Consider the following 24,600-nt stretch of genomic DNA (forward strand, 5'->3'; position numbering starts at 1 on the left):
CAGTGGCGATGGTCCTCGACAGCGTCCTGCATCCCGACCCGGCGGTGCGTCACTGCAGGTGGGGACCTGCGTACCGGTGGGTCCGGGACGTATGTCCCGACCTCGTCGCCGACGGTCCGCAGAGGACGCCCCACGCCCCGGGCAGGCCTACGCTGAGGACATGCCCTCGGTATTCCTCGTCGACGACCACGAGATCGTCCGGCGCGGCCTGGCCGACCTCCTCGCCTCGGACGGCAGCCACGCCGTGGTGGGCGAGGCGTCGACGGTCCGCGAGGCCCTCGCGCGCATCCCGGCCGTGCGCCCGGACGTCGCTGTGGTCGACGTGCGCCTGCCCGACGGGTCCGGTATCGACCTCGTCCGCACGCTCCGCGACCAGCTGCCGGACCTGCCCTGCCTGGTGCTCACGTCCTACTCGGACGACGAGGCCCTGCTCGAAGCGATCACCGCGGGCGCGCAGGGCTACGTCCTCAAGCAGATCCGGGGGACGGAACTGGTCTCGGCGATCCGCACCGTCGCGGCCGGCGGCTCCCTCCTCGACTCGGCGAGCACCGCCCGGGTCCTGCAGCGGATCCGTCGGGATCAGACCGCACCCCCGGCCCCGTCCGGCCTGACCGGACAGGAGGAGGCGGTGCTCGAGCTGCTCGCCGAGGGGCTGACGAACAAGCAAATCGCCGAGCGGATGTTCCTGGCGGAGAAGACCGTCCGCAATCACGTCACCGGAATCCTGGCCAAGCTCGGGGTGGAGAACCGAGTGCAGGCGGCGCTGCGCGCGGCGCAGTGGCGCGACGCCGGCGGAGCCCGCCGATGACCGGCTCAAGCGAGCGCGGCGCGGGCCTGCCGCCACGCGTCGACCGCGGGGGTGCCGCGCTGCACCGCGCGTTCCGCGAGCAACCGACCGAGAAGTCGGCACACGAGGTACTCCCAGTCGAGGTCGTCGACGGCGGCGGTCGTGCGCACCTCGTTCCAACGGGCGAGGCGGCCGGTGTAGGCAGCCTCCGCGAGGTCCACGACGAGGGCGCGCACGTCGGACCGGTCCAGCGGGTCGATGTCGATTCCGTTCATGCCGCCCAGCGTGGCGGCGGGCGGCAGGACGCACCAGGGACGTCCGTCCCGACGGTGATCCCCCTTCCGCAGGGCTCGGTCCGGTGACCGCCACGCACGGCGACGGCGCACCGCGGCCGGACGCCGACCTGCAGGACATCCTCAGCGCAGTGATGGTCGTGGCCCAGGGGCTCGACCTCCCCGCGACGGTCCGCCGCATCGTCACCTCGGCGATGGCGCTGGTCGACGCGCGGTACGGCGCCGTGGGCGTGAGCAACGACGACGGCTCCCTGCAGGAGTTCATCTACGTCGGCGTGGACGCGGAGACCGCGGCCCTGATCGGCGAGCCGCCGTGCGGCCGCGGCCTGCTCGGGTACCTCCTCGAAGTGCAGCAGCCCGTCCGGATCGCGGAGCTCTCCGAGCACCCGTCGTCGGTCGGCTTCCCGCCGAACCATCCCCCGATGCACAGCTTCCTGGGAGCGCCGATCATCGTCGGCGGGAACCTGTTCGGGTGCATCTACCTGGCGGAGAAGGCCGACGGCCGGCCGTTCACGGCGAGCGACGCGAAGGCGATCGAGATCTTCGCCGCCGCCACTGCCATCGCGATCGACAACGCCCAGATGCACGCGGAGGCGCTCCTGCAGCAGCAGCGCCTCGGCGAGCTGCAGGTCATCGAGGAACGCGAGCGGATCGGACGGGACCTGCACGACCACGTGATCCAGCGGATCTTCGCCGCCGGCCTCGGGCTGCAGGTGGCACGCTCCACCGCGGCGGACGAGCCGGTCCGCGAACGGCTCGACGCGGTGATCGGGGAACTCGACCGCACGATCGCCGACATCCGCTCCACCATCTTCGAGCTGTCGACGGACGGGAGCGGGCTCCGGAGCCGCCTGGTCCGTGCGGTCCGCGCGGTGGCGCGCGGGGGCGAGACGTCCGTCGACGTCGGCTTCTCGGGCCCGGTGGAAAGCGCAGTCGCCGACAACGGTCTCGTCCGCGACCTGGAGGCCGTCGTGACGGAGAGCGTCTCCAACGCGGTGCGTCATTCGGGCGGCGACCGCGTGAGCGTCACGGTGATCGCGAGCGGCGACACGGTCACGGTCGAGGTCGCCGACGACGGGGCGGGCATCCCCGACGGAGGCCGGCGCAGCGGACTGCGGAACCTCGCCACCCGCGCGGAGCTGCGGGGCGGCACTCTCGAACTACTGCCGGCGGACTCGACCGCGGAGCAGCCCGGCACCGTGGTGCGGTGGTCCGTGCCGCGGCACTCCTAACCTGCGGCGGGCACCGCGGTCAGCGCCTTGTACCCACCCGCCAGGTCCGTGGCCCGGTGCAGCCCGATGTCGCGCAGGGCGGCGGCCGCCAGGGAGCTGGCGTAGCCCTCCGAGCACAGCACGATCCACCGCACGTCCCAGCCAGTGGCCTCGGGGATCCTCGCGTCGGATGTCGGGTCGAGACGCCACTCGAGCACGTTCCGCTCGATCACGAGGGCGCCGTCGACGTCTCCCTCGACAGCGCGCTGCGCTGCGGGACGGGTGTCGACCAGGACGGCGCCGGCGTCCAGTTCGGCGCGCAGGTCGGCGGCCTCGACCCGGTCGATGCGGTCCCGCGCGCCGGCCAGGAGCCCGTCGACGCCACGACCGCCGGTGGGGCCCTCGGGTTCGTCGGTCAGTTCGCTGCGCACGCGGCGCAGCCTACCGACCGGCGTCACCTCGTAGTACGACATCGCGGTGAGCGGCGGGGAGTAGGCGTGCACCGAGAGGGTGGGCGTGGCCGCCTCGCCCGTCGCCGCATCGTGGGCGTCGGCGTGCCGGGTCACGTCGTGCACCCAGCCGCGGTCGAAAGACGCCTGCCCTCCGGCGTCGATCCGCCGCTCCCGCAACGCCTCCCCGTCCCAGCTTCGCTCCGCGAGCGCGCCCGAGACCACGGTGAGCGCGCCCAATGACCCGGCGTGGTCGTGCAGCTCCGTCGATCGCTCGGGCACCCAGCTGATGAGCCAGACGTCCACGTCGTCGTCGCCCCAGAGGCGGGTCGACCACCGCTCCCCCGCAGGCCAGTCGGTGGGGATCACGCGGTCGTACCCGCCCGCACACACCTTCGCGGCCTCGGTCGCGGTGAGCGCCAGCAGGTCCGGTGCGATATCGGTCATGTGGATCAGTGTCGGACGGGGCACCTCCCCGGTGAACCCTTCCGCTCACCGCGACCGAAAGCCGCGGGCACTCAGCGGACGAGCCCCACCTTCTTGAGCCAGGTGGCCGCCACGTCGGCCGGATCGCGGCCCTCAATGTCGATCTGCCCGTTGAGCTCCTGCATCGTCTCGTTGGTGAGCAGGCGGCTGACCTTGGCGAGCACGTCCTTGATGGCGGGGTACTTCGCCAGCGCGTCCGTGCGGACCTCCGGCACGCCGTCGTAGGGCAGGAAGAACTTCCGGTCGTCCTCCAGCAGCTGCAGGCCGAGCTTGCGGATGCGGCCGTCGGTGGCGTAGACGTCGCCCGCGAGGCAGGTGCCGCCGGAGATCGAGGAGTAGATCACGCCCGCGTCCATCGTGGTGATGGGGTTCGCCGGGGTACCGCTGCCGAGCGGCACCTCGTACTTGTCCAACAACCGCCCCAGTCCGTCGGGGCGCGACTGGAACTCGGGGTCCACGCAGAGGGAGCGCTGCGCGGGCGGCAGCCGGAACAACTCGCTCAGGGTGTTCAGCTTCAGCTGCGCCTTCTGCGCCGGGGTCACCGCGAAGGCGTAGGTGTTGTTGAACGGGGCCGGGGTGAGAACCTCGATCCCGTTGGCCCGCTCGGCGTCGCGGACGCGGGTCCACAGCGCGGTGGAATCACTGATGGTCTCGGTCTGCCCGAGATAGCTGACCCAGATGGTGCCGGTGTACTCCCACGACACGTCGGCCGCGCCGCTCACCATCGCCTGCCGGGAGGACATGGACCCCGGCGCATTGGTGAGGTCGGTGATCTCAGCGCCCGCGGCCTGCAGGATCGTCGTGCTGATCTTGCCGAGCAGGATGCCCTCGGAGAAGGACTTCGAGGTCACCGAGATCTTCGCGCCCGCCAGCGGAGTCTGGCCGTCCGCAGGCTCGGCGTGCACGAAGTGGCCCGACGAGCTCTCCAGCCCGCACCCGGCGAGCACGAGCGACAGGGCCGCCACCACGGGCAGCAGCGCACGCCGCACGCGCACCCGTCCGGTCCCGCGCGCCGTCACGCGCTCACCCCACGCAGGCCGCGCGGTGCCAGCAGGTACTCGGCGAGCCGCGCCAGCCAGTCGATGGCGAGGGCGAGGAGCGCGACCAGCAGGGCACCCGAGAAGAGAAGGGCCGGCAAGTAGAGCGTGACGCCGGTCGTGATGAGCACTCCCAGCCCGCCGGCGCCGATGAAGGTGCCCAGGGTGGCGGTGCCGACGAGGATGACGAGAGCCGTGCGCACGCCGTGCAGGATCACCGGCACCGAGAGAGGCAGCTCCACTCGGATCAGGGCTTGGAAGGCCGAGAAGCCCTGGCCACGCGCGGCTTCGATGACACGGTCGTCCACCTGACGCAGGCCGGTGACGGTGTTCTGCAAGATCGGCAGCACCGCGTAGACGACCAGCGCGGCGACGGCGGTGCTGAAGCCGGTGCCGAACCACATGGCGAACAGCACGACCATGCCCAGCACGGGGGCGGCCTGGCCGACGTTGGCGAGGGCCACGATCACCGGTGCGATGCGCGCGAACCGCTTGCGCGTCGCCAGGATCCCCAGCGGGATGGCGATGACCACCACGAGTACGGCGGAGACCACGGTGAGCTGGATGTGCTGCCATACCGAATCGCCCAGCGCGGACCACTGCAGCTGCACCGCCTCGGTCTCCGAGAAGTCCTGGCTCGCATGCCAGATCAGGTAGCCGACGAAGCCGACCACCACGAGCAGCGGTTCGAGGATCAGGTCGATCGGCACACCGCCCGCGAACCGCGGCGTAGGGCCGACGCGCGCCGTCTTGGGCGCCCTGGCAGCGGCGGTCATGACGGCGCCGCCCGGTAGGTGTCCGCGGCCTGTTCCGGGTTGGCGATGGCCTGCCGCTCCCGGATACGTTGCGCGACCTGCTCAATGGTGAGCGCGCCGACCACCCTGCCGCGCTGAGTGACCAGGACGCCGCCCTGACTGGCTGCCAGCATCACGTCGAGCGCGTCAGCAAGGGTCGCGGTGCGCTCGGCGACGGGCAGCCGTTGGTCGACATAGGTCGAGACGACGGGCTTGCTCAACACCTCGGTCACCGAAGGCCAGGCGCGCGGACGGTCGTCCTCGTCGACCACGACGACCCAGCTGAGCTTCGCCTCCTTGGCCCGCGCGGCGACCTCCTCCGACGGGTCGCCGGGACGCGCGAGCACGACGGGGGCGCTGGGGATCTCGCCGACGGAGCTGAGCGAGAGATGCTTGAGGGTGGCGCCCGAGCCGACGAACTCCTCCACGAAGGCGTTGGTCGGCGCGGTCAGGATCTCCTCGGGCGTGCCGAACTGCTCGACCTGGCCGCCCTCGGAGAGGATCAGCACCCGGTCGCCGAGCTTGATCGCCTCGTCGACGTCGTGCGTGACGATGACGATCGTCTTGTGCAGCTCCTCCTGGATCGCCAGGAGCTGGTCCTGCAGGCGCACGCGGGTGATGGGGTCGACGGCACCGAAAGGCTCATCCATCAGCAGGACCGGCGGATCGGCGGCCAGCGCGCGGGCGACGCCGACGCGCTGCTGCTGCCCGCCGGACATCTCCTTCGGGAACCGGCCGCGGAAGACGTCCGGATCCAGCCCGACCAGTTCCAGCAGCTCGGTGACCCGGGCGCGGGTGCGAGCCTTGTCCCAGCCGAGCAGGCCCGGCACCGCACCGATGTTCTTCTCCACGGTCCAATGCGGGAACAGGCCACCGGCCTGAACCACGTAGCCGATTCCCTGCCGCAGGCCGTCGGCGTCCGCCTTGGTGACGTCTGTCCCACCGATCAGCACCCGGCCCGAGGTGGGCTCGATCAGCCGGTTGATCATCTTCAGCGTAGTGGTCTTGCCACAGCCAGAGGGCCCGACGATCGCGACCGTCTCGCCCGCCTCGATGGCGATGGACAGCTCCTTGACCGCCGGCTTCTCCTGACCGCGGTAGCGCTTGATCACCTTCTCCAGCTCGATGGCAACGCCCGTGGTTTGACTCATCGCAGTCCCTTCGAGACGGTGAAGCGGCCCAGGAGCACCAGCAGACCGTCGAGTACGAGCGCGACGGCCACCACGAGAACGGTACCCACCAACGCGGATTCGAGTGCGCCGGCGCCGCCGAGGCGGGCGAGGCCGGAGAAGATCAGGGAGCCGAGGCCCGGGCCGAGCACATAGGCGACCACGGTCGCGACGCCGACCACGAGCTGCGTGCTGACGCGGATCCCGGTGAGGATCACGGGCCACGCGTTCGGCAGTTCGACGGTGGCCAGCACCCGCCATCGGGGCATGCCCAGGCCACGGGCCGCCTCGACCAGCGCCGGCGGCACCGCCTGCAGCCCGACGATCGCGCTGGTCAGGATCGGCAGCGTGGCGTAGAAGGCGAGCATCGTGACCGACGGCGTGACGCCCAGCCCGAACACGATGAGCAGCAACGCCAACAGCGCGAGGGACGGCACCGTCATACCGACGGAGGCGACTGCGGTGGCGAACGCGGCCCCCGCGCGCGAGCGGTACACCAGGGCCGCGATCGCCAGGGCGATCACCGCCCCGAGCACCACGCACTGGATCACCAGCGAGGCGTGTTGGTACGTGAGGAAGCCGAGCTGACCCCCACGACCGTCGAGGAATCTTCGGAGGTCCACTCGTCCGAACCTACAGACGAAGCCGGTTTCGCGCGCAGTTCGCGTCAATGTGGGCGGAATCCGAGGGCTGGACAGGGCGAACGGGAGTGGGCATGGGACACCGCGAACTCTCTCCCCTTCTAACTTATAACGCACCCCGGGCCTTGCCGCAAGGCCCCGTCCTTGGCGCATACTCGCTGGCCGGATCGATTTCGTAGCGAAGTGAGGGTGCATGTCTGAGTACGAGAACGAGCTGACATCGGAGCGCGAGTACGTGGCGGGGTTGTACGCGCGATTAGACGCAGAACGGGACAGGGCGCGCCGACGATACACGGACGCCCTGCGCGACCACGAGGGCCGGGCGGTGGACCGGGAGGGCGACGTGATGACCTCCGCGCGGGAGATGCGGCGGCTGAGTGTCGCCGAGGAGGGGCTGGCCTTCGGCCGGCTCGACGGGGAGCCCGACGGCACCGTCGGGAGCCGGTACGTCGGGAGGCTCGGCCTGTTCGACGACGAGGACGGGGACCGGGAATTGCTCCTGGACTGGCGGGCCCCGGCGTCCCGGCCCTTCTACACGGCCACGGGCGCGCACCCGGAGGACGTGCACCGGCGGCGGCAATTCCTCAGCGACGGCCGAGAGCTGACCGCCTTCACCGACGAGATGCTGGGCCGCCCGGGTGCCGACGCCCGCGGCGACGCGGCGCTGCTGGCCGCGGTGAACGCGCCGCGCGGCGAGGGGATGCGCGACATCGTCGCGACGATTCAGGCCGATCAGGACCGGATCATCCGGTCGGACAATCCGGGCGTCACCGTGATCGAGGGTGGCCCCGGCACCGGCAAGACGGTGGTGGCGCTGCACCGGGTGGCGTACCTGCTCTACACGCAGCGAGCGCGGTTCGAGCGACACGGCGTGCTCGTGGTGGGCCCGAACACCTCCTTCCTCCAGCACATCGGGCGGGTGCTGCCCTCACTCGGCGAGTCCGACGTGGTCTTCGCGACACCGGCGACGCTTCACCCGGGCGTCACTGCTCGCAGGGAGGACGAGCCGACGGTGGCACGGATCAAGGGCGCGGCCGCGATGGCCGACGTGCTCGCCGCCGCGGTCGCGGACTTCTCCACCCTGCCGGAGACGCCCGTCTCCATCGGGCTCGGCGACGCCACGGTGCGGATCGAAGCCGACGTGGTGGGCTGGGCCCGGGACGAGGCGCGGATGAGTGGGCAGCCGCACAACCAGGCGCGCGCCGCCTTCCTCGACGTGCTGACCTGGGCGATCACCGAGCGGGCTCTGGGCCGGATCGGGAAGCAGTGGCTCCGCCGGGAGGACACGCGGGCCTGGGAGGAGATGCGTCACAGCATGCTCGCCGACCTCGCGGTGGACGGGACGTTCCGGCGCACCGTCGATCAGCTGTGGCCCGTGCTCTCCCCCGAGGCCCTGCTCGCGGACCTGCTGAGCTCGCCCGAGCGGCTGGCCGCAGCCGGTGCAGACCCGTCGCTGCTGCGGTCCGACGGTGCCGCCTGGACCGTCTCCGACGTACCGTTGCTAGACGAGCTCGCGGAACTGCTGGGCCCGCACGAGGTTCCGGACGGATCCGCGGTGCAGGCCGCGCGCGAACAGGCGGAGTTCGCGGAGGGCGTGCTGGATTCGCTGGTCTCCCGGCAGGATTCGATGGACGACGAAGACCACCTCTTCGCCACCGACCTGCTCTACGCGGATGACCTGGCCAGCAGGTTCGAGGAGCGCGACACCCGCGACCTGGTGGAACGCGCCGCCACGGACCGGACCTGGGTGTACCGGCACGTGGTGGTCGACGAGGCGCAAGAGCTCTCCGCCATGGACTGGCGGGTGCTCATGCGGCGCTGCCCGTCCCGCTCGTTCACCGTGGTCGGCGACCTCACACAGCGCAGCGCTCCCGCTGGCGCGCAGTCGTGGGCCGAGATGCTCGACCCGTACGTCGCGGGCCGCTGGGCGTACACCGCGCTCACGGTGAACTACCGCACCCCGTCGGAGATCATGGCGGTGGCAGCGGACGTGCTCGCCGAGTTCGCGCCCGGCACCGTGCCGCCGGAATCGGTGCGCGCCTCCGGGGTCCGGCCGTGGGCGCGCCGGGTGACCGACGACGGTCTCGCCGGCGCGATCGAGGAGTTCGTCCGCGACGAGGCCAGCAGAGAGGGCACGTCCGTCGTCATCGGGCCCGACGGTACGCCGGGCGCGGTCCCGCCGTCGGAGACGAAGGGGCTCGAGTTCGACGCGGTGCTGGTGGTGGACCCCGAGGCCATCCTCGCCGACGGCGAGCGGGGCGCGGCGGAGCTGTACGTGGCGCTCACCCGCGCGACGCAGCGGCTCGGCCTGCTGCACCGGGCGCCCTTGCCTGCCTGCCTGTCCGAGCTAGAGAGCCCGGTCGGCGCGTCCTGACGCCGGTGCGAGGCCGGCTCAGCCCCCGCTCTTGATCCAGTCCAGTGCGATCGCCACGACGGCCGCATTGAAGAAGAAGCTGAGCACGCTGTGCACGATCACCAGCCGGCGCGTGGAACGTCGGGTGACGGTGACGTCCGAGACCGCGAAGGACGTGCCGATGGTGATGGAGAAGTAGACGAACTCGGTGAGCTGGGGGCGCTCGCAGTCCGGGAACTGCAGGCCGCCCGCGGAGAAGTAGTCGCGGGCGTAGATCTGGGCGAATGCCGTGTGCAGGAGCAACCAGGAGAGGAGGACCGTGGCCGCGGCGACGGGCTGGAGCGCGGGATCCGGCTCGTCACCGCGGGTGGCGATCATGAGCAGGCCGCCCACCAGGCCGGAGCCGCTGACCACCGCCGCGAACAGAGTGGTCTGCCAGCGCGGCGCCGCCATCAGATCCGGATCGTCTTCGCCGGCAGGGATCCGGCGGCGCAGCAGGAACCAGCCCGCTACCACGTAGGCGACGGCCGCCACGTTCCACACGATGAGCAGGGGTACCGCGGCACTGCCGAACACCAGCACCGCGGCGAGCCACGCCACGCCCAGCAGCGTGAGCACCGTTTCGAGCAGGGGGACCAGAACCGAGCGTCGCATGGGGTCAGCTTTCCACGACGCCGGTCGCGCGGCGGATACGATCGCCGCATGCCCCCCGCCCGCTCGAGCCCGTCACGCTACGTGCAGCTGCGCTTCCTCGAGGCCGGGCTGGCGGTACTGGCCGAGCGGGGGCACGCGGCGCTGAAGCTGGCCGCTGTGTGCGAGCAGGCCGGATCGTCGACCGGCAGCTTCTACCACGCGTATCCGAGCTGGCCCGAGTTCACGTCCGCGCTGATCACGTACTGGCGGCAGACCAAGAGCGACCGCCTGATCGAGGCCGCCAGGCAGGTGCCCGACGCCTATGACCGGCTGATGTCGCTCACCCACGTCGGCTTGACGTTGCCGCACGCCACCGAGGCGGCGATCCGGGTGTGGGCGGCGCACGATCCGGAGGTGGCGCGGCACCAGGCCGAAGTCGACCTCGAACGGCGCGACGTGATCGCGGAGACCTACACCGAGGTGATCGGCGACCGTGAGCTCGCCGAGAAGTACGCCACCACCGCGCTGTACCTGCTGGTGGGCTACGAGAGCGGCACCCTGCAGTCGCTCGACACCCTCGCCTTCGCCTTCCGCACCTTCACCGACGGTGCGCTCGGCGGGCCGCCCGAGGCCGGCTGACCCCGGCGTTCTCGGCGACCGTCGTCAGTGGGTCGGGCGGACGACGAGAGCGTCGAGCAGGGCGAAGACCTGCTCGGTGAGCACGGCGCCGGCGGTCTCGTCGCCGAGGACGCGGCGACGGACGGCACGCTCGAAGGGGCCGTCGAGCGCGGCGTAGGTGCCGGCGGCATCGAGGAGCGGTGCGCCGCCTGCGAGTTCGGCGTAGCGGCTCACGACCCGCCAGATCATCGCCTCGAGCGAGCCGTCGATCTCGCGCACGTCGTCGGTGAGCGCGGCCTCGAACATGGCCTGCGAGCGTAGGTCGTACCAGAGCTTGTGAGTCGGGAGGTCGTGCTCCATCGTTGCGGCCAGCCGCTCTGCAAACCGCGTCCGTAGCCCGGGCGCATCGTCGTCGGCGCGCAGGACATCGTCGTACGAAGCGATGCACTCGGCCTTGTAGAGGTGGACGCAGTGCGCGATCAGCTCGAGCCGATCCGCGAAATAGTAGTGCAGGACGCCGTGGCTGTACTCGGAGTTCGCCGCGATCTCGCGGAGGCTGGTGCGCGCGTAGCCGAGCTCGGAGAGCGTCCTGAGCGCCGCACGAGCCAACTCGTCACGCTTGGCCGCGACTTTCGTGGCGTGCTTGGTGGCGCCCACGGCGGCGGGCGCGGCCGCCTGCGCGATCACTTCGGTCACCCCGCACTCCTTCCTCCGGCCGACGACTCGTCGGCATCGTCCCAGGATAACCCCCCTGCCGCGTGCCGGAGCAGGACCCTCATCTATTTCCCTTGACGATTGTCCAACATTTTTCTTGACAGTCGTCTAAATTCTGCGATGTGATGGTCGCCACAGAGTCGGCCGCACCGATGTCCGATCCATCTCGATCAAGGGAGTAGTCGTGAGTGCATTCGATCTGACCGGCCGGCGGGTCCTGGTCACCGGCGGGGCACAGGGGCTCGGCGAGGGCATGGCCCGCGCACTGGCCGCCGCCGGCGCGCGGGTGATGCTGGGCGACCTGCAGGCCGACCGCGCCGTCGCCGTCGCGAAGGAGCTGGGCGACGGGAGCGGCTCGGTCCACCTCGACGTCACCTCCGAGGAGAGCTGGGCCGCCGCGATCGACGCCACCGTCGCGCAGCTCGGCGGGCTCGACGTGGTGGTCAACAACGCCGGCGTCGAGATCACCGGCCTGCTCACGGAGATCTCCGTCGAGGACGTGCGCCGCCAGCTGGACGTGAACGTCCTCGGCACCGCGCTCGGCCTCAAGCACGGGCTACGGGCCATGCGCCCCGGCGGCGCTGCCGGCAACGGCGGTGCGATCATCAACGTCGCCTCGGTCGCGGCGACCATCGCCTTCCCCGGCATCGCCATCTACTCGGCCACCAAGTCGGCCATCGACCGGATGACGCGGGTTGCGGCGATGGAAGCCGGAAAGCTCGGCTACGGGGTCCGCGTGAACTGCATCTACCCCGGCCTCGTGCCCACCGAGATGGGCACTGGCCTGGCGGTCGACATGGCGCAGATCGGGCTGTTCGGATCGCCAGAGCAGGCCGTCGAGGCGGTCGTCGGGCTCACGCCGAGCGGCCGCCTCGGCGAGGTCCAGGACATGGCGGACGCCGTGGTCTTCCTCGCCTCCGACGCCGCCCGCTTCGTCAACGGTGCAGGACTGCCCGTCGACGGCGGCATGGGCATGTAACGAAAACCTCTCAGGACGAAGGAGAATCATGAGCAACAAGCCGGTAGTGGTGTACGGGGCCTCGGGCTACACGGGCCGCCTCATCTGCGAGTACCTGCGCGAGTACAACGTGCCCTTCACGGCGGCGGGCCGCGACGAGGGCAGGCTGGCCGAGTCGATGGACAAGAACGTCGCCGGCATCGAGACGGCCGACTACGAGGTGGTCCAGGTCGATCACGACGTGGACTCCCTCACCGAGCTCTTCCGCGGCAGCTCCGTCGTGCTGAACACGGTGGGGCCCTTCATCAAGTTCGGTGACGCAGTGGTCCAGGCCAGTCTGAACGCGGGTGCGCACTACAGCGACACCAACGGCGAACAGGACTGGATGATTCACTGCGACAACACCTTCCACGAGAAGTACGCGGATGCCGGCCTGCTGCTCGCGCCCGGTATCGCGCACATGTACACCACGGGCGAGATCGCAGCGCAGATCGCGCTCGAGACACCGGGACTCGACACCCTCGACATCGCGGTCTTCTGGGGCGGCAGCCCCACCATCGCGTCCACCCGCACGATCCTCGTGAACGCCGCGGGTGGCGACGCCTTCTACCTCGAGCAGAACGAGTACACGTCGTTCGACCCGATGCAGGGGCTGGTACCCCTCGTGGTGCCCGGCCAGCACGAGCTGGCGCAGTCCCTGCCCTGGGGCGGCACCTCGCACCCCGTGTGGTTCAAGCGCGATCCGCGCGTCGCGAATTGCAAGGCCCAGGGCGGCGTCTTCAACGCCGCATTGATGAACAACGTGCCGGTGATCGTGGCCGACGCGCTGGAGGCCACGAAGGACATGTCACCCGAGGACCGCGCCGATGCTCTGGACGCCGTCGCCGCCCAGGTGATGAATTCGATGCCTCCGCGCGAGAACCCGCGCGTGAACAAGTCGCTCGATTCCGTCCACGCCTCGGGCCCGTTGGGCCGCTCGCACGTGGTGATCCACGGCAACAGCAACTACAAGCAGACAGGGCTGCTGCAGGCGTACGCCGCGTACTCGCTGCTGCAGCAGCCGCCGCGACGCGTCGGGCTGGCATCGGGCTGCCAGGCCTTCGGCCATCGCGAACTCGAGGGCGTGCTGCGAACCTTCGGCCTCATCTCCGAGCCCATCGTGACGGTGCATCGATGACGATGCGCGACCTGCCCGAGGTGCCCGCCCTGCCGGAGTTCCGAGCAGCGCGGGCACCGTCGGACCCCGCCATCGCGGACGACCGGCTCGACCTGTCGAACGCGGAGTTCGCCGCGGCCGTCCGCACCGCCGCGACCCGCCTGGCGGAATACGGGGTGGAACGCGGCGACGTCGTGGGACTGCTGTTGCCCAACCGGGTGGAGCTGGTGGTCGCGGTGTTCGCCGCCTGGCGCCTCGGCGCAGCGGTCACGCCGATCAATCCCGCGCTCGCACCGCCCGAGATCACCTATCAGGCAGCCGATGCCGGCGCCCGAGTGCTGGTGACGGAGGACGGTACCGAGACCCCCGACGGGGTCGCGGCGGTCGCATGCCACGAGCTCCTCGCCGTCGCGGACGACGTGCCCGTCGAACCAGTGCCGGTACGGCCCTCCGATCTCGCGCTGCTGATCTACACCGCCGGCACCACCGGGAAACCCAAGGGCGTGATGATCACCCACGGAAACATCGCGGCGATGACGGCCTCGTTCATCGAGCACTTCGCCTTCACCGAGCGCGATCACAGTCTGCTCGTGCTGCCGCTCTTCCACGCCAACGGCGTCGTCCTCGGCACGCTCACCCCGCTGCGAGCAGGCGGACGCACGACGATCGTCGGGCGATTCCGGCCGGAGGAGTTCTTCCCCGCGGTCGAGCGGCACCGTCCCACCTACTTCTCCGCGGTGCCCGCGATCTACGCGATGCTCACCGCGCTGCCCGGCGACGTGCTGCCGGACGCCTCATCGCTGCGGTTCGGGATCTGCGGCGCCGCACCGATGCCCGTCGACCTCATCGAGCGGTTCGAATCCCGGTTCGGCGTGCCCATCGTCGAGGGGTACGGGCTGTCGGAGACCACCACCGCGTCGGCGATCAATCCGCTCGACGGGCCGCGCAAGCCCGGCACCGTCGGGCCCGCGCTCCCGGGCCAGCGAATCCGCATCGTCGACGGTGCCCTCCGCGACGTCGCGGCCGGTGAGACGGGCGAGGTGCTCATCGCGGGCAAGGTGGTGATGGCCGGGTACCTGAACCGACCCGAGGCGACCGCCGAGACGATCGTTGACGGCTGGCTGCGCACGGGCGACGTCGGGCTTCTCGACGAGGACGGCTACCTGCGTCTCGTGGATCGCGTGAAAGACATGGTGATCCGAGGCGGCGAGAACATCTATCCCAAGGAGATCGAGGCCCAGCTGTACCGGAACCCGCAGGTCTTCGAGGCCGCCGTGATCGGGCGCCACCACGAGGTGCTCGGCGAAGTGCCCGTCGCCTACGTCTCGCTCCGGGAAGGCGCTACGGTGACCGCCGCCGAGTTGCTCGACGGCCTGCGCGGCGAGCTGGCGAAGGTGAAGGTCCCCGTCGACCTGATGCTGCTCGACGACGTCCCGAAGAACCCGGTCGGGAAGATCGATAAACCCACTCTGCGACAGCGGGACCGGGCCCAGCCGTAGCGGGTCAGACGGATCGGGCGACCTTGTCGACCGACGCGGCGACGAGCCTGTCGAACTGCTCGCGGTCGACGGGTTCGCCCTGGAAGGCGCGCAGGCGCACCCATACGGCGTGCTCGCCGACGCGGGCGTACGCCAGGAGGGCGCGCTGCTTCGAGAGTTGATCGTCCGGTGTCTCCTCGACGACGAGGAGATCGTCCGCCCGGGTCTGTGCTGCGTCCCGGACTGCAAACGTAGTGGCCAGAGTAATGGATCCATCACTCTGGCGTACGGAAGGGCACCGCCGCACGTGGTCGGCGACCCGAGCGATGTCGGGCCGCTGCCGGACGACCGCCTCCGTGAAGGAGGACCGCCCTCCTCCTTGACCGGCGATCACGCCGGTCGAGGAGGAGTCGGGCTGTGCGGGCCCGCCGAACATCGAGACGGGCGCGCACGTAGACGGCGAGTAGCTCGCCCCCGCCGGCAGGCGTCCCGTCAGCGGATCCAGAACGGCGCGGACGACGTCGTCGTCCATGGGAAAGTCCGCCATCGAGAGCCCCTCCGGCAGTTCGCCCGCGGTGAGAACGAGGTCCCGCACGGACGCCACTCGCACGGCCACGCTCGACGCCCCGGCACTGCTCGGCGTTCCGTCCGGCCCGGATTCGCTCCCACAGCCCGCCAGGACTACCGCTCCGAGTACGACGAGCGCGCCGAGACCACGACCAGGTGCCATGCATCGAGACTAGACCGCGACGAGGGCTTGGGGCGTCGATCAATCCCGCGTCGAGCAAGCCCCGCGCGAGCCTAGGTGCGCAGCGCGAGGGCGCGGACCGGGGCACCGTCGAACGGCCCGACCTTGATCGGATGGATACCGACTTCGCACTTCGCCGGGAGCGCGGTGAGACCACGCAGGTTCTCGACGATGAGACCGTCGCGCCCCAGCACGACGCGGTGCACCGGGAAGTCCACGGAATCGATCGGGTCCGGGCTGTAGCAGTCCACACCCAGGACCCGCATACCGCGCTCCCACAGCGACTCCGCCGCTTCCGGCGCCAGCGCCGGATGCCGCCTGTACCGCTCCGTACCGAACCACCGGTCCCAGCCGGTCGCGACCAGCACGATCGAGGGGAGTCGCGCAGGCAGATCGCCCAGGTCCGCTAGGCCGATCGTGCCGGCCTCCTGTCCGCCGACGTGCAGTACCGCGGCGGTCCCGATCAACTCGTCGACGGACACCTCGTCCATCGTGCGCCCGCCCGGCACGGTGTGGCAGGGCGCGTCGACGTGCGTGCCGCTGTGGGTGGAGAGGTGCAGCGCGGCCACGGCCGCCCCGTCGGCGGCCAGCGTCAGCGCAGGTTCGATAGTGATCGGGGGATCGCCCGGATACTCCGTGCCAGGCTGCAGGGTGTGCGTCAGATCGATCCAGCTCATGGGCGCACCGACTCCGCAGACCGCGCGCGTACGGCGGCGCTCGCTGCCCAGTACAGACCCGCGCTCACCAGGAAGGTCGGGACGGTGGCGCCCACGGGGCTCACCCACAGATAGGTGATGGCCGACGAGAAGGCGACCCCGACGATCCACACCACCACCGCAACCGGGTTCCAACCGCCGCGGTACCAGTCGTCCCGCGATCCGGCCTCAGCGAGCGAGGCGGCGTATCGCCCACGCCGCAGCAGGTAGTAGTCCACGACGATGATCGCGAAGACAGGGATGAAGACGATGCCGATGGCAGTCAGGAAGGAGGTGAACTTGTCGAGCAGCGCCAGCCACGCCGACCCGGCGATAGAGATCACGCCGAGTCCCAGTGCGGCGGGTAGAAATCGAATACGGCCCGGCTCGGCGTTCACCAGCGAAGTGACCATCCCGTAGACGGCCATCGAGTTGGTCGCCATCACGGAGAAGAACACCACGCCCGCGAGCGGGACGCCGAACTCGGCCACGATCACCGTCGGATCGAAGGGCGGGGCGTCCTTGCCGTTCGCGAGCAACCACGCGATCGCGATGGCGCCCAGGGCCATCGCCGCCACCGTCGAGGCGACGTAGCCGAGCCCGGAGCCGATCACCCCGCCGCGCTCGCTCCGCGCGAACCGGTTGATGTCGGCCGAGAGCACCGTCCACGAGATCGCGGTGGCGACCACGATGTCGAAGATGCCGAGGCCACTGAGGCCCTCGGGATCGCGGGGCAGCGCGTTGAGGCGCGCGAAGCCCTCGCCGAACATGTCGATGAACAGGTACGCCATGATCGCCAGGATCACCACGGCCAGAATCGGCTCCACCTTGGCGATGCCTGCGTGCCCGAAGATCGCCAGGGACACCACGATCACCTCGCACAGCACCGAGAACAGCGCCGGGTTCGAGTAGCCCGTCTGCTGCTCGATCACGTAGTTCACGGTGACGCCGGCGAGCATCGCCTGTACCCAGCTCCAGCCCATGAGTACGGCGATGTTGGCGGCCACCGGAATCCGGCTGCCGCGCACACCGAACGACGCGCGGGTGAGCGCCATCGTCGGCAGGCCGGTGCGGGTGCCGACGTTGCCGACGGCCACGAGAACCAGCGCGCCGACGACCGTGCCGGCGAGGATCAGCACCAGAGCGCTGCTCAGCGAGACCGAAGGCACGAACAAAGTGCCCGTCAACATGGTGGTCACGACGAGGTTGGCAGCGAGCCAGATGGCGAAGATCGTGCGACCACGGAGGTCGCCCACCACGGGCGTCCCGTCGTCGGCGCCGGCGTGCAGGTGCGTGTCGAGGCGGCGATAGTAGCGCAGCATCAGGCGGCCGAGAGGTGCTCGTGGACGGCGACGAGCGCACCGTCGGGCATAGCGGTGAAGACGATCGACTCGCGCTCGCGCGTCTCGGTGCGGCTGCCGTCGCCGTCCTGCGTCACCGTGTGCACGGCGTGGCTGAAGACGGCAGTGGCGCCGACGGCCGTGACGACCCGCTCGCTGCTCTCGCACGAGACCACGCGCCAGCCGGAGTCGACCCAACCCGCCCAAAGCCGCTCGTACTCCGCGCGGTCCGTCAGCGTGCGCGGCTCCGTGTGGAAGACGAAGCTCGCCGCCGGGTGGAATCCCGCGAAATAGCCCTCGGTGTTCGTGGCGGCGAAGGCCTCGATGATGCGATCGGCCGCCGCGAGCACCTCGCCCTCGGGGATCGTGTGCTGCATTCCGTCTCCTGACCTGCGGTTCTCCCGCTCCGGATCGGCCAACTGTAAGGCCGATCACAGGGCGCCGCAAGCAGTTCGCAACGGCGGCGAGCACAGGATCGATCGTTCCGTACAGGAGATACGACGATTCGCCGACACTTGCCGCGATTTTCGAGTGGACAATGCATCATTGGCGTATCGCTATGCCCTGAAAAGACGGCAGCTGACTTTCGGAGGACCGATGGACGAGATCGACCGGACCCTGGTCTCACTGCTCACCATCGATGGCCGGGCCAGCCACAGCGACCTCGCAGCTGCTGCGGGCATCACCCGCGCGACGGTCGCGGCGCGGATGCGCCGACTCCTCGACTCCGCGGCGTTCACCGTGCAGGGCGTAGTGCATCCGTCGGTGCTCGGCCGGGGCTCCGTCTGCTACGCCCGGATCGAGGTCGACGGTGCTGCCGCCCCCGTCGCAGATGCCGCTGCCGCGGTGCCGGAGGTGGTCTACGTGTCGGTCACGACCGGCCGGTTCGCGGTGGCGGCCGAGATCCGGACGGGGTCGGGAGAGGCGATCGACGCCGTACTGTCCCGCCTCCGCGACCTCCCCGGCGTCGCACGAGCCGAGACGCTGGCATATCGCGAGGTGATCCGGGACGCCGTCGGACCGGTGGGCGAGGCGACTGCACACCTCGACGCGACCGACGTCGCCCTCCTCCAGGTCCTCGAGCGCGACGGACGAGCGTCGTACGTCCAGCTCGCCGCCGCGGCGGGGGTCTCGGCGGCCGCGGCGCGGCGGCGGGTACTCCGCCTGGTGGAGGAGTCGGTGGTGCGGATCGGCCCCATCGTCAGCCGGGGCTCGGAACACGCGATGGGCGTGGGAATCCACGTGCGCGGCGACGCGCGGGACGCCGCCCGGCAGGTGGAGGGCTTCGACGGGGTGACCTTCCTCGCCCGCACCGTCGGCGCATTCGACCTGCTCGCGACGGTCCGCGCACCGTCGGCCATCAGCCTGGCGACGACCGTCGACGCGGTGCGCTCGCTGCACTCCGTCGCCGGGGTGGAGACGTGGTCGCACCTGCGATTCGTCAAGGAGTCCTACGCGTCGTTGGGCGCGACCGACTGACTCAACGTGCTTCGGCCTCGATCGGGTCGAGGTCGCGGACGCAGTAGCGGTGATGCTCGAAAGGTCTCGGTGAGCACGGGGCGCAGGCACTTCCCACGGTGACGTCGACGCCGTTCACGACGAGTCCGGCCACAAGCCCGTCGATCGCGTACCGGACCTCACTTCGCATCGTTGGTCCGGTTCCGGAAGGCGGTCAGCCCTTGGCCATGTCCACGAAACGGGAGTAGTGCAGCTGGTGGGCGACGGTGACGGTGGCGGTAGGGCCGGCGCGGTGCTTGCCGAGGATGAAGTCGGCCTCGCCGGCGCGAGGATCGTCGCGCTCGTAGGCGTCGGGGCGGTGCACGAGAACGACCATGTCGGCGTCCTGCTCGAGCGAGCCGGACTCACGGAGGTCAGCGACCTGGGGCTTCTTGTCGGTGCGCTGCTCGGGACCACGGTTGAGCTGTGCGACCGCGATGAGCGGGACCTCGAGCTCCTTAGCGAGCAGTTTGAGCTGCCGGGAGAACTCCGAGACCTCCTGCTGACGCGACTCGACCTTCTTGCCCGACGTCATCAGCTGCAGGTAGTCGATCACGATGAGCTTGAGGTCGTGCCGCTGCTTGAGCCGGCGGGCCTTCGCGCGGATCTCCATCATCGTGAGGTTCGGCGAGTCGTCGACGAACAGCGGCGCCTCGGAGATCTCCGACATGCGGCGCGCGAGGCGGGTCCAGTCGTCGTCGGACATCTTGCCCGAGCGCATGTCGGCCAGCTTGATCCGCGCTTCCGCGGACAGCAGTCGCATGACCACCTCGGTCTTGCTCATCTCGAGGCTGAACAGGACGCCGGGCATCTGGTGCTCGATGGTGCAGGACCGCAGGACGTCGAGCGCCATCGTCGACTTACCGGCGCCGGGGCGGCCGGCGACGATGATCATCTGGCCCGAGTGCAGGCCGTTGGTGAGCGCGTCGAAGTCGGTGAAGCCCGTGGGCACGCCCATGCTGACGCCGCCGCGGGAAGCGATGGCGTCGATCTCGTCCATGGTGGGCTGCAGCAGTTCCTCGAGGATCACGTAGTCCTCGGACGCCTTGCGCTCGGTGACGTCGTAGACGGCCGCCTGGGCCCGGTCCACCACCTCGGCCACGTCGGCACCGTCGGACCCCGAGTAGCCGTACTGAACGATCCTGGTGCCCGCCTCGACGAGCCGCCGCAGGATGGCCTTCTCGGCCACGATCTCCGCGTAGTAGCCCGCGTTGGCCGCGGTGGGCACGGTGGAGATCAGGGTGTGCAGATAGGGGGCGCCGCCGACGCGCTTGAGCTCGCCCTTGCGGTCGAGCGTGGCGGAGACGGTGACCGCGTCCGCGGGCTCGCCCGCGCCATAGAGGTCGAGGATCGCGTCGTACACGGACTGATGCGCGGGCCGGTAGAAGTCACCCGGGCTGATGACCTCAAGGACGTCTGCGATGGCGTCCTTGGAGAGCATCATGGCGCCCAGCACCGACTGCTCCGCGGCGATGTCCTGCGGGGGCTGGCGGCCGAAGTCCTCGGCGGGCGGACCGTCGGGCCGGGGCTCCGGACGGCCCACGGGACCCGGAGTGAACTCCTGCTCGTCCGTGACCGACACCGCGCACCCACCTCTCTCGCGCCCGCGATCGCCGGTCGGCGGTGCGGACTCACCCGTACTCTTTCCGTCTACCCCGCACCCCTGACAGGTTTCCGGATCGGAAATCCCGCACGGGCGCGCGATGGACGCACGTGAACGCTAGGCCCTCCGCTCAACACCGCAAAGCGGAGCTGTGGATGGATCTGTGAGTGGACTGTGGATGGTGCGCGGTCAGGGTGGGGACGCCTGTGTGGACCGATGGGGAAAACCTGTGGAAACTCCGGCGGACGTTCTGCATCTCCCCAGCACAAGTGCGGTAGTGAGGGTAGATATCGTTGTGGATCGAGATTCCTCCGCGTGTCGCACCGACCTGACATTCGGGCGTGTCGTGAGTGAATCGGTCACCGCCGGGCCGGGAAAACCACCCTCAGTTGTTACCAGCCGGTCACCTGCAATGCTCCCTACCAGCGCGAACGCGTCACGCAACGCCGATGCACCTTCTTCCCGCCTCGATGGCCGCGTATTCTGATCGGTGCATCAATCACTGCGGAAGGATCCACCCGATGAACACCTCCACGATCTCGGCGCGCACAGCCGGCGTCGCGGTCGCGCTCGCGGCCGTCGCCACGTGCGCCATCGGGCCCGCGGGGGCGGCCCCGACCCCCGCCCCCAAGCCGAAGCCCAAGCCCGTTTCGGCGTCCGCCACCTGCACGAGCGCGAACCCCATGTTCATCGTCGGAGGCCAGATGCTGACCTGGAAGGTGACCGCCACCGTCGGCGGCCCCGGGCAGATCCTGGTCTCCGCGACCGGCAACGCGGGCGCCCGAGACCTCGTCCTGAGCCAGTTCGCCTCGTCCGCGAGTCTGTCGTGGAACAACACCACCTCGGGCAAGTTCGGCAGCGCCAAGCTCAGCGGCGTCGGCCCCCTCCCCACCCTGAACAAGACGCCCATCACCACCGGCAAGGGCGCCGTGACCTTCAACCTTGTCATCAAGGCCGGCGCGGGCAGCGAATGGATCGGTACCCAGGCCAGCACGCCGTGCGTCGGCACGATCACCGTCTGACCGACACCGAACGACGCGAGAACCCCCACCGCCCGGAGGCGATGGGGGTTCTTCTCGTCTGTGCGACTACTGCGCGGCGACGGTGAGCGCGAACTTCGCGCGCACGTCCGGGTGCAGCACCACGACCACGGGGAACGAACCCGTGGACTTGATGTGCCCCTGCGGCAGCTCGATGCTGCGCTTGTCGACGGCGGGGCCGCCGGCGGACTTGAGTGCTGCGGCGACATCGGCAGCGGTGACCGAGCCGAAGAGCTTGCCCGAATCGGCGGTCTTCACGGTCAGCGAGACGGACTCCAGGCCCTCGATGGCCTGCTTCAGCTCGTTGGCGTGATCGAGGCCGCGCACACGCTTGGCCTCCTGGCTGCGGCGGATGCCCTCGACCTGCTTCTCGGCGCCACGAGTGGCGACGATGGCCAGGCCGCGGGGCAGCAGGTAGTTACGGCCGTAGCCGTCCTTGACCTCGACGGTGTCGCCGGGGGCGCCCAGGTTGTCGACGTCGGCGGTGAGGATGAGCTTCATTTCTTCACCCCTCCTTAGCGGGTCGTCGACGTGAACGGCAGCAGGGCCACCTCACGCGCGTTCTTGACGGCGATCGCGATGTCGCGCTGGTGCTGGACGCAGTTGCCCGTCACGCGACGGCTGCGGATCTTGCCCCGCTCCGACAGGAACCGACGCAGCAGCGTCGTGTCCTTGTAGTCGATCTTGGTGTTCTTTTCCTTGCAGAACGTGCACGCCTTGGCCTTGACGGCCTTCTCGACGCGCACCTTCCGGCCATTGCCCTTACCGGCCATGGTGTTGGTACTCCTTGATGAGGTCTACTGGGCGCCCGGCGAGCCGGTTGCGCCCTTCACAGTGTTCGATCCCGGGGATCAGAACGGCGGATCGTCGTTGCCGCCGCCGAAGCTGCTCCCGGCCGCGGGGGCACTGCCCCACGGATCGTCTGCGGGCTGGTTCTGGCGCGGAGCCTGCTGGGCGGGCTGGCTGTAACCGCCACCGCCGCCCTGGTTGCCGCCACCGAAACCGCCGCCGCCACCGCCGCGCTGCGTGCGCGTCGGCTTCGCCGTCGCATACCGAAGGGAGGGGCCGATCTCGTCGACCTCGAGTTCCACCACCGTGCGCTTGTTGCCGTCACGATCATCGTAGGACCGCTGCTTGAGCCGGCCGGAGACGATGACGCGCGTGCCCTTCGTGAGCGATTCGGCGACGTTCTCCGCCGCCTCACGCCAGATGTTGCAGCGCAGGAACAGCGCCTCGCCGTCCTTCCACTCATTCGAGTTCCGGTCGAACGTGCGGGGCGTGGAGGCGACGGTGAAGTTGGCCACCGCCGCACCCGACGGGGTGAAGCGCAGCTCCGGATCCGCCGTCAGATTGCCGATGACCGTGATGATCGTGTCGCCTGCCATGGTGTCTCTCCCTGTAGTTAGTGCGCGACTAGTTCTGCCGCAGCACCTTAGTGCGAAGCACCGACTCGTTCAGCTTGAGCTGACGATCCAGCTCGTTGACGGTCGCCGGCTCGGCGGTCAGATCGATCACCGCGTAGATGCCCTCGGCGTTCTTGGAGATCTCGTAAGCAAGACGGCGCTTGCCCCAGATGTCGACGTTCCCGATCGATCCGCCGTCCTTGCGGACCACGTTCAGGAAGGTCTCCAGCGAGGGCGCGACGGTGCGCTCATCCAGGCTCGGATCCAGGATCACCATCAGTTCGTAATTACGCATGGGCTTTTCGCCTCCTCCTATGGACTATGCGGCCGTGGACTCTCCACGGCAGGAGCGTTGCCCTCAAGGCAACCGGACCAGGGTACCCCAACCCCACACCACCTGCGAAATCAGTCGACTGACAAGCCGACCCGGAAATTCCTCGGAAAACCCCGCCGAGATAGAGAACATTCCCTAACATGTGCCAGGAAGGAGGTCGGCTATGACATCGCAATCGTCTCAGGATGCACTCACTGCGCGCCCGGGCGCACTCGATGCACTCCGCACGAATCTCGACAACAACGCACTCGGCCCCGTACGCACGCTCGGGCGCACCGTCGAACTCGTTCTCCACTCCCTCGTGTCCCTGGCTGCCGACCTCCTCCGGGGTCGGATCCAGCTCCGGGAGATCGTCGTCCAGGCGTGGTTCCTCGTGAGCGTGACCGCGATCCCCGCCTTCCTCATGGCCATTCCGTTCGGCGTCATCGTCACGATCCAGATCGGCAGCATCGTCAACCAGATCGGTGCCGGCTCGCTGATGGGCGCCGCGAGCGGCCTCACCGTGATCCAGCAGGCCGCCCCGATGGCCGCCGGCCTACTTCTCGGAGGCGCCGGCGCCTCCGCCATCGCCGCCGACCTCGGCTCCCGCACCATCCGCGAGGAGGTCGACGCCATGCGGGTCATGGGCATCGACCCCGTCCGCCGGCTCGTCGTCCCGCGAATCCTCGCGGCGGCCTTCGTCGCGCCGCTGCTCTGCATCTTCATCACCGTCGTCGGCATCGGCGCCGCGTACTACCTGGCTGTCGCCGGACAGGACGTCACGCCGGGCAGCTACTGGCTCAGCTTCGGCGCCTACGCCACCACCCGCGACTTCGGGTTCGCGCTGGTCAAAGCGGCGATCTTCGGGATCATGATCGCCGTTCTCGGGTGCCAGCACGGGCTTGAGGCGAAGGGCGGTGCGCGCGGCGTCGCCGACGCCGTGAACACGACCGTCGTGGTCTCCACCGTCGGCATCATCGTGCTCAACTTCGCGCTCACGCAGATCTACACGACTTATTTCCCCATGAGGGTGGGCTGACCATGCACCTCCACGCACCTCACGTACAACCCTCTACGTCCCGCACGAGGGTGGGCTGACCATGCACCTCCACGCACCTCACGTACAACCCTCTACGTCCCGCACGAGGGTGGGCTGACCATGCACCTCCACGCACCTCACGGTA

Annotated in this window: 27 protein-coding genes and 1 pseudogene; 10 read left to right on the forward strand and 18 right to left on the reverse strand. The window is 69.7% G+C overall.

Going from position 1 to position 24,600, the window contains the following annotated elements; genetic code table 11:
• Positions 1-160: 160 nt before the first annotated feature.
• Entirely contained in the window at positions 161-808 is a 648-nt protein-coding gene (locus HNP44_RS04245) for a response regulator transcription factor (protein ID WP_259141305.1), read from the forward strand.
• A 5-nt stretch (positions 809-813) separates the two neighbouring features.
• Here the strand turns inward: HNP44_RS04245 and HNP44_RS04250 are convergent, their stop codons facing one another.
• Positions 814-1,062 carry a hypothetical protein gene (locus HNP44_RS04250; protein ID WP_259141304.1) on the reverse strand — a complete coding sequence of 83 codons (249 nt, stop codon included), beginning with the start codon at positions 1,060-1,062 and terminating at the stop codon, positions 814-816.
• Between the two features lie 83 nt (positions 1,063-1,145).
• Between HNP44_RS04250 and HNP44_RS04255 the strand changes: the two genes are divergently transcribed.
• The gene (locus HNP44_RS04255) at positions 1,146-2,312 is read left to right on the forward strand and encodes a GAF domain-containing sensor histidine kinase (RefSeq protein ID WP_259141303.1); all 1,167 of its coding nucleotides are present in this window, start codon (positions 1,146-1,148) and stop codon (positions 2,310-2,312) included.
• On the opposite strand, the gene HNP44_RS04260 is transcribed toward HNP44_RS04255, so the two are convergent.
• The 6 genes and pseudogenes from HNP44_RS04260 to HNP44_RS04285 all read right to left on the reverse strand — a co-directional run bounded on the left by HNP44_RS04260 (position 2,309) and on the right by HNP44_RS04285 (position 6,849).
• The gene (locus HNP44_RS04260) at positions 2,309-2,710 is read right to left on the reverse strand and encodes a rhodanese-like domain-containing protein (protein ID WP_259256841.1); all 402 of its coding nucleotides are present in this window, start codon (positions 2,708-2,710) and stop codon (positions 2,309-2,311) included. The two genes, HNP44_RS04255 and HNP44_RS04260, sit on opposite strands and share 4 nt — an antisense overlap.
• A pseudogene (locus tag HNP44_RS04265) lies at positions 2,690-3,187 on the reverse strand (cysteine dioxygenase); the annotation flags it as partial. The gene HNP44_RS04260 and the pseudogene HNP44_RS04265, both read right to left, overlap by 21 nt.
• A gap of 71 nt (positions 3,188-3,258) precedes the next feature.
• Positions 3,259-4,245: a glycine betaine ABC transporter substrate-binding protein gene (locus tag HNP44_RS04270; protein ID WP_259141302.1), complete on the reverse strand. Its 987-nt coding sequence runs from the start codon at positions 4,243-4,245 to the stop codon at positions 3,259-3,261.
• Positions 4,242-5,039 (reverse strand): ABC transporter permease, encoded by a 798-nt coding sequence (locus HNP44_RS04275; RefSeq protein ID WP_259141301.1) that lies wholly within the window; start codon positions 5,037-5,039, stop codon positions 4,242-4,244. Before HNP44_RS04275 ends, HNP44_RS04270 begins: the two co-directional genes overlap by 4 nt.
• Positions 5,036-6,208 (reverse strand): ABC transporter ATP-binding protein, encoded by a 1,173-nt coding sequence (locus tag HNP44_RS04280; RefSeq protein ID WP_259141300.1) that lies wholly within the window; start codon positions 6,206-6,208, stop codon positions 5,036-5,038. Before HNP44_RS04280 ends, HNP44_RS04275 begins: the two co-directional genes overlap by 4 nt.
• The gene (locus HNP44_RS04285) at positions 6,205-6,849 is read right to left on the reverse strand and encodes an ABC transporter permease (RefSeq protein ID WP_259141299.1); all 645 of its coding nucleotides are present in this window, start codon (positions 6,847-6,849) and stop codon (positions 6,205-6,207) included. Before HNP44_RS04285 ends, HNP44_RS04280 begins: the two co-directional genes overlap by 4 nt.
• A gap of 211 nt (positions 6,850-7,060) precedes the next feature.
• On the opposite strand from HNP44_RS04285, the gene helR reads away from it, so the two are divergent.
• On the forward strand, positions 7,061-9,241 hold the full coding sequence (gene helR / locus HNP44_RS04290; RefSeq protein WP_259141298.1) for an RNA polymerase recycling motor ATPase HelR: 2,181 nt from the start codon (positions 7,061-7,063) through the stop codon (positions 9,239-9,241).
• An 18-nt stretch (positions 9,242-9,259) separates the two neighbouring features.
• Here helR and HNP44_RS04295 read toward each other — a convergent pair whose 3' ends face one another.
• Positions 9,260-9,874, reverse strand: coding sequence for a DUF1345 domain-containing protein (locus HNP44_RS04295; protein WP_259141297.1), 615 nt, complete (start codon positions 9,872-9,874; stop codon positions 9,260-9,262).
• A gap of 48 nt (positions 9,875-9,922) precedes the next feature.
• On the opposite strand from HNP44_RS04295, the gene HNP44_RS04300 reads away from it, so the two are divergent.
• Positions 9,923-10,492: a TetR/AcrR family transcriptional regulator gene (locus HNP44_RS04300; RefSeq protein ID WP_259141296.1), complete on the forward strand. Its 570-nt coding sequence runs from the start codon at positions 9,923-9,925 to the stop codon at positions 10,490-10,492.
• A 24-nt stretch (positions 10,493-10,516) separates the two neighbouring features.
• Here HNP44_RS04300 and HNP44_RS04305 read toward each other — a convergent pair whose 3' ends face one another.
• On the reverse strand, positions 10,517-11,167 hold the full coding sequence (locus HNP44_RS04305) for a TetR/AcrR family transcriptional regulator (protein WP_259141295.1): 651 nt from the start codon (positions 11,165-11,167) through the stop codon (positions 10,517-10,519).
• Between the two features lie 202 nt (positions 11,168-11,369).
• On the opposite strand from HNP44_RS04305, the gene HNP44_RS04310 reads away from it, so the two are divergent.
• The 3 genes from HNP44_RS04310 to HNP44_RS04320 are packed head-to-tail and all read left to right on the forward strand — an operon-like array spanning position 11,370 to position 14,798.
• Positions 11,370-12,164 carry an SDR family NAD(P)-dependent oxidoreductase gene (locus tag HNP44_RS04310; RefSeq protein WP_259141294.1) on the forward strand — a complete coding sequence of 265 codons (795 nt, stop codon included), beginning with the start codon at positions 11,370-11,372 and terminating at the stop codon, positions 12,162-12,164.
• A gap of 25 nt (positions 12,165-12,189) precedes the next feature.
• Complete coding sequence (locus HNP44_RS04315) at positions 12,190-13,320, forward strand: DUF5938 domain-containing protein (RefSeq protein ID WP_259141688.1); 1,131 nt, start codon at positions 12,190-12,192, stop codon at positions 13,318-13,320.
• Positions 13,317-14,798, forward strand: a complete 1,482-nt coding sequence (locus HNP44_RS04320; RefSeq protein ID WP_259141293.1) for a class I adenylate-forming enzyme family protein — start codon at positions 13,317-13,319, stop codon at positions 14,796-14,798. The genes HNP44_RS04315 and HNP44_RS04320 overlap by 4 nt, the downstream gene beginning before the upstream one ends.
• Before the next feature lie 4 nt (positions 14,799-14,802).
• On the opposite strand, the gene HNP44_RS04325 is transcribed toward HNP44_RS04320, so the two are convergent.
• From HNP44_RS04325 to HNP44_RS04340, 4 genes are all read right to left on the reverse strand, one after another.
• Positions 14,803-15,507 (reverse strand): hypothetical protein, encoded by a 705-nt coding sequence (locus HNP44_RS04325; RefSeq protein ID WP_259141292.1) that lies wholly within the window; start codon positions 15,505-15,507, stop codon positions 14,803-14,805.
• 71 nt (positions 15,508-15,578) lie between these two features.
• Positions 15,579-16,202, reverse strand: coding sequence for a cyclase family protein (locus HNP44_RS04330; RefSeq protein ID WP_259141291.1), 624 nt, complete (start codon positions 16,200-16,202; stop codon positions 15,579-15,581).
• Positions 16,199-17,542, reverse strand: coding sequence for a purine-cytosine permease family protein (locus HNP44_RS04335; protein WP_259141290.1), 1,344 nt, complete (start codon positions 17,540-17,542; stop codon positions 16,199-16,201). The genes HNP44_RS04330 and HNP44_RS04335 overlap by 4 nt, the downstream gene beginning before the upstream one ends.
• Positions 17,542-17,937 carry a YybH family protein gene (locus HNP44_RS04340; RefSeq protein WP_259141289.1) on the reverse strand — a complete coding sequence of 132 codons (396 nt, stop codon included), beginning with the start codon at positions 17,935-17,937 and terminating at the stop codon, positions 17,542-17,544. Before HNP44_RS04340 ends, HNP44_RS04335 begins: the two co-directional genes overlap by 1 nt.
• A 220-nt stretch (positions 17,938-18,157) precedes the next feature.
• On the opposite strand from HNP44_RS04340, the gene HNP44_RS04345 reads away from it, so the two are divergent.
• The gene (locus HNP44_RS04345; RefSeq protein WP_259141288.1) at positions 18,158-19,039 is read left to right on the forward strand and encodes an Lrp/AsnC family transcriptional regulator; all 882 of its coding nucleotides are present in this window, start codon (positions 18,158-18,160) and stop codon (positions 19,037-19,039) included.
• A gap of 193 nt (positions 19,040-19,232) precedes the next feature.
• Here HNP44_RS04345 and dnaB read toward each other — a convergent pair whose 3' ends face one another.
• Positions 19,233-20,600 carry a replicative DNA helicase gene (gene dnaB / locus HNP44_RS04350; protein WP_224645676.1) on the reverse strand — a complete coding sequence of 456 codons (1,368 nt, stop codon included), beginning with the start codon at positions 20,598-20,600 and terminating at the stop codon, positions 19,233-19,235.
• 581 nt (positions 20,601-21,181) lie between these two features.
• Here dnaB and HNP44_RS04355 point away from each other — a divergent pair.
• Positions 21,182-21,682 (forward strand): hypothetical protein, encoded by a 501-nt coding sequence (locus tag HNP44_RS04355; protein WP_259141286.1) that lies wholly within the window; start codon positions 21,182-21,184, stop codon positions 21,680-21,682.
• Between the two features lie 66 nt (positions 21,683-21,748).
• Here the strand turns inward: HNP44_RS04355 and rplI are convergent, their stop codons facing one another.
• The 4 genes from rplI to rpsF all read right to left on the reverse strand — a co-directional run bounded on the left by rplI (position 21,749) and on the right by rpsF (position 23,398).
• Complete coding sequence (gene rplI, locus HNP44_RS04360; protein WP_224645573.1) at positions 21,749-22,201, reverse strand: 50S ribosomal protein L9; 453 nt, start codon at positions 22,199-22,201, stop codon at positions 21,749-21,751.
• Positions 22,202-22,215: 14 nt separating this feature from the next.
• Positions 22,216-22,473 carry a 30S ribosomal protein S18 gene (gene rpsR, locus HNP44_RS04365; RefSeq protein WP_068526176.1) on the reverse strand — a complete coding sequence of 86 codons (258 nt, stop codon included), beginning with the start codon at positions 22,471-22,473 and terminating at the stop codon, positions 22,216-22,218.
• Between the two features lie 78 nt (positions 22,474-22,551).
• Positions 22,552-23,085 (reverse strand): single-stranded DNA-binding protein, encoded by a 534-nt coding sequence (locus HNP44_RS04370; RefSeq protein ID WP_224645572.1) that lies wholly within the window; start codon positions 23,083-23,085, stop codon positions 22,552-22,554.
• 28 nt (positions 23,086-23,113) lie between these two features.
• The gene (gene rpsF / locus HNP44_RS04375) at positions 23,114-23,398 is read right to left on the reverse strand and encodes a 30S ribosomal protein S6 (RefSeq protein WP_068570214.1); all 285 of its coding nucleotides are present in this window, start codon (positions 23,396-23,398) and stop codon (positions 23,114-23,116) included.
• Positions 23,399-23,600: 202 nt separating this feature from the next.
• Between rpsF and HNP44_RS04380 the strand changes: the two genes are divergently transcribed.
• A complete protein-coding gene (locus tag HNP44_RS04380) occupies positions 23,601-24,455 on the forward strand; it encodes an MlaE family ABC transporter permease (protein ID WP_259141285.1) in 855 nt (284 codons plus the stop codon).
• Positions 24,456-24,600 lie beyond the last annotated feature (145 nt).

It is taken from the genome of Tsukamurella ocularis (assembly GCF_024807615.1).
GTDB classification, from domain to species: Bacteria; Actinomycetota; Actinomycetes; order Mycobacteriales; family Mycobacteriaceae; genus Tsukamurella; species Tsukamurella ocularis.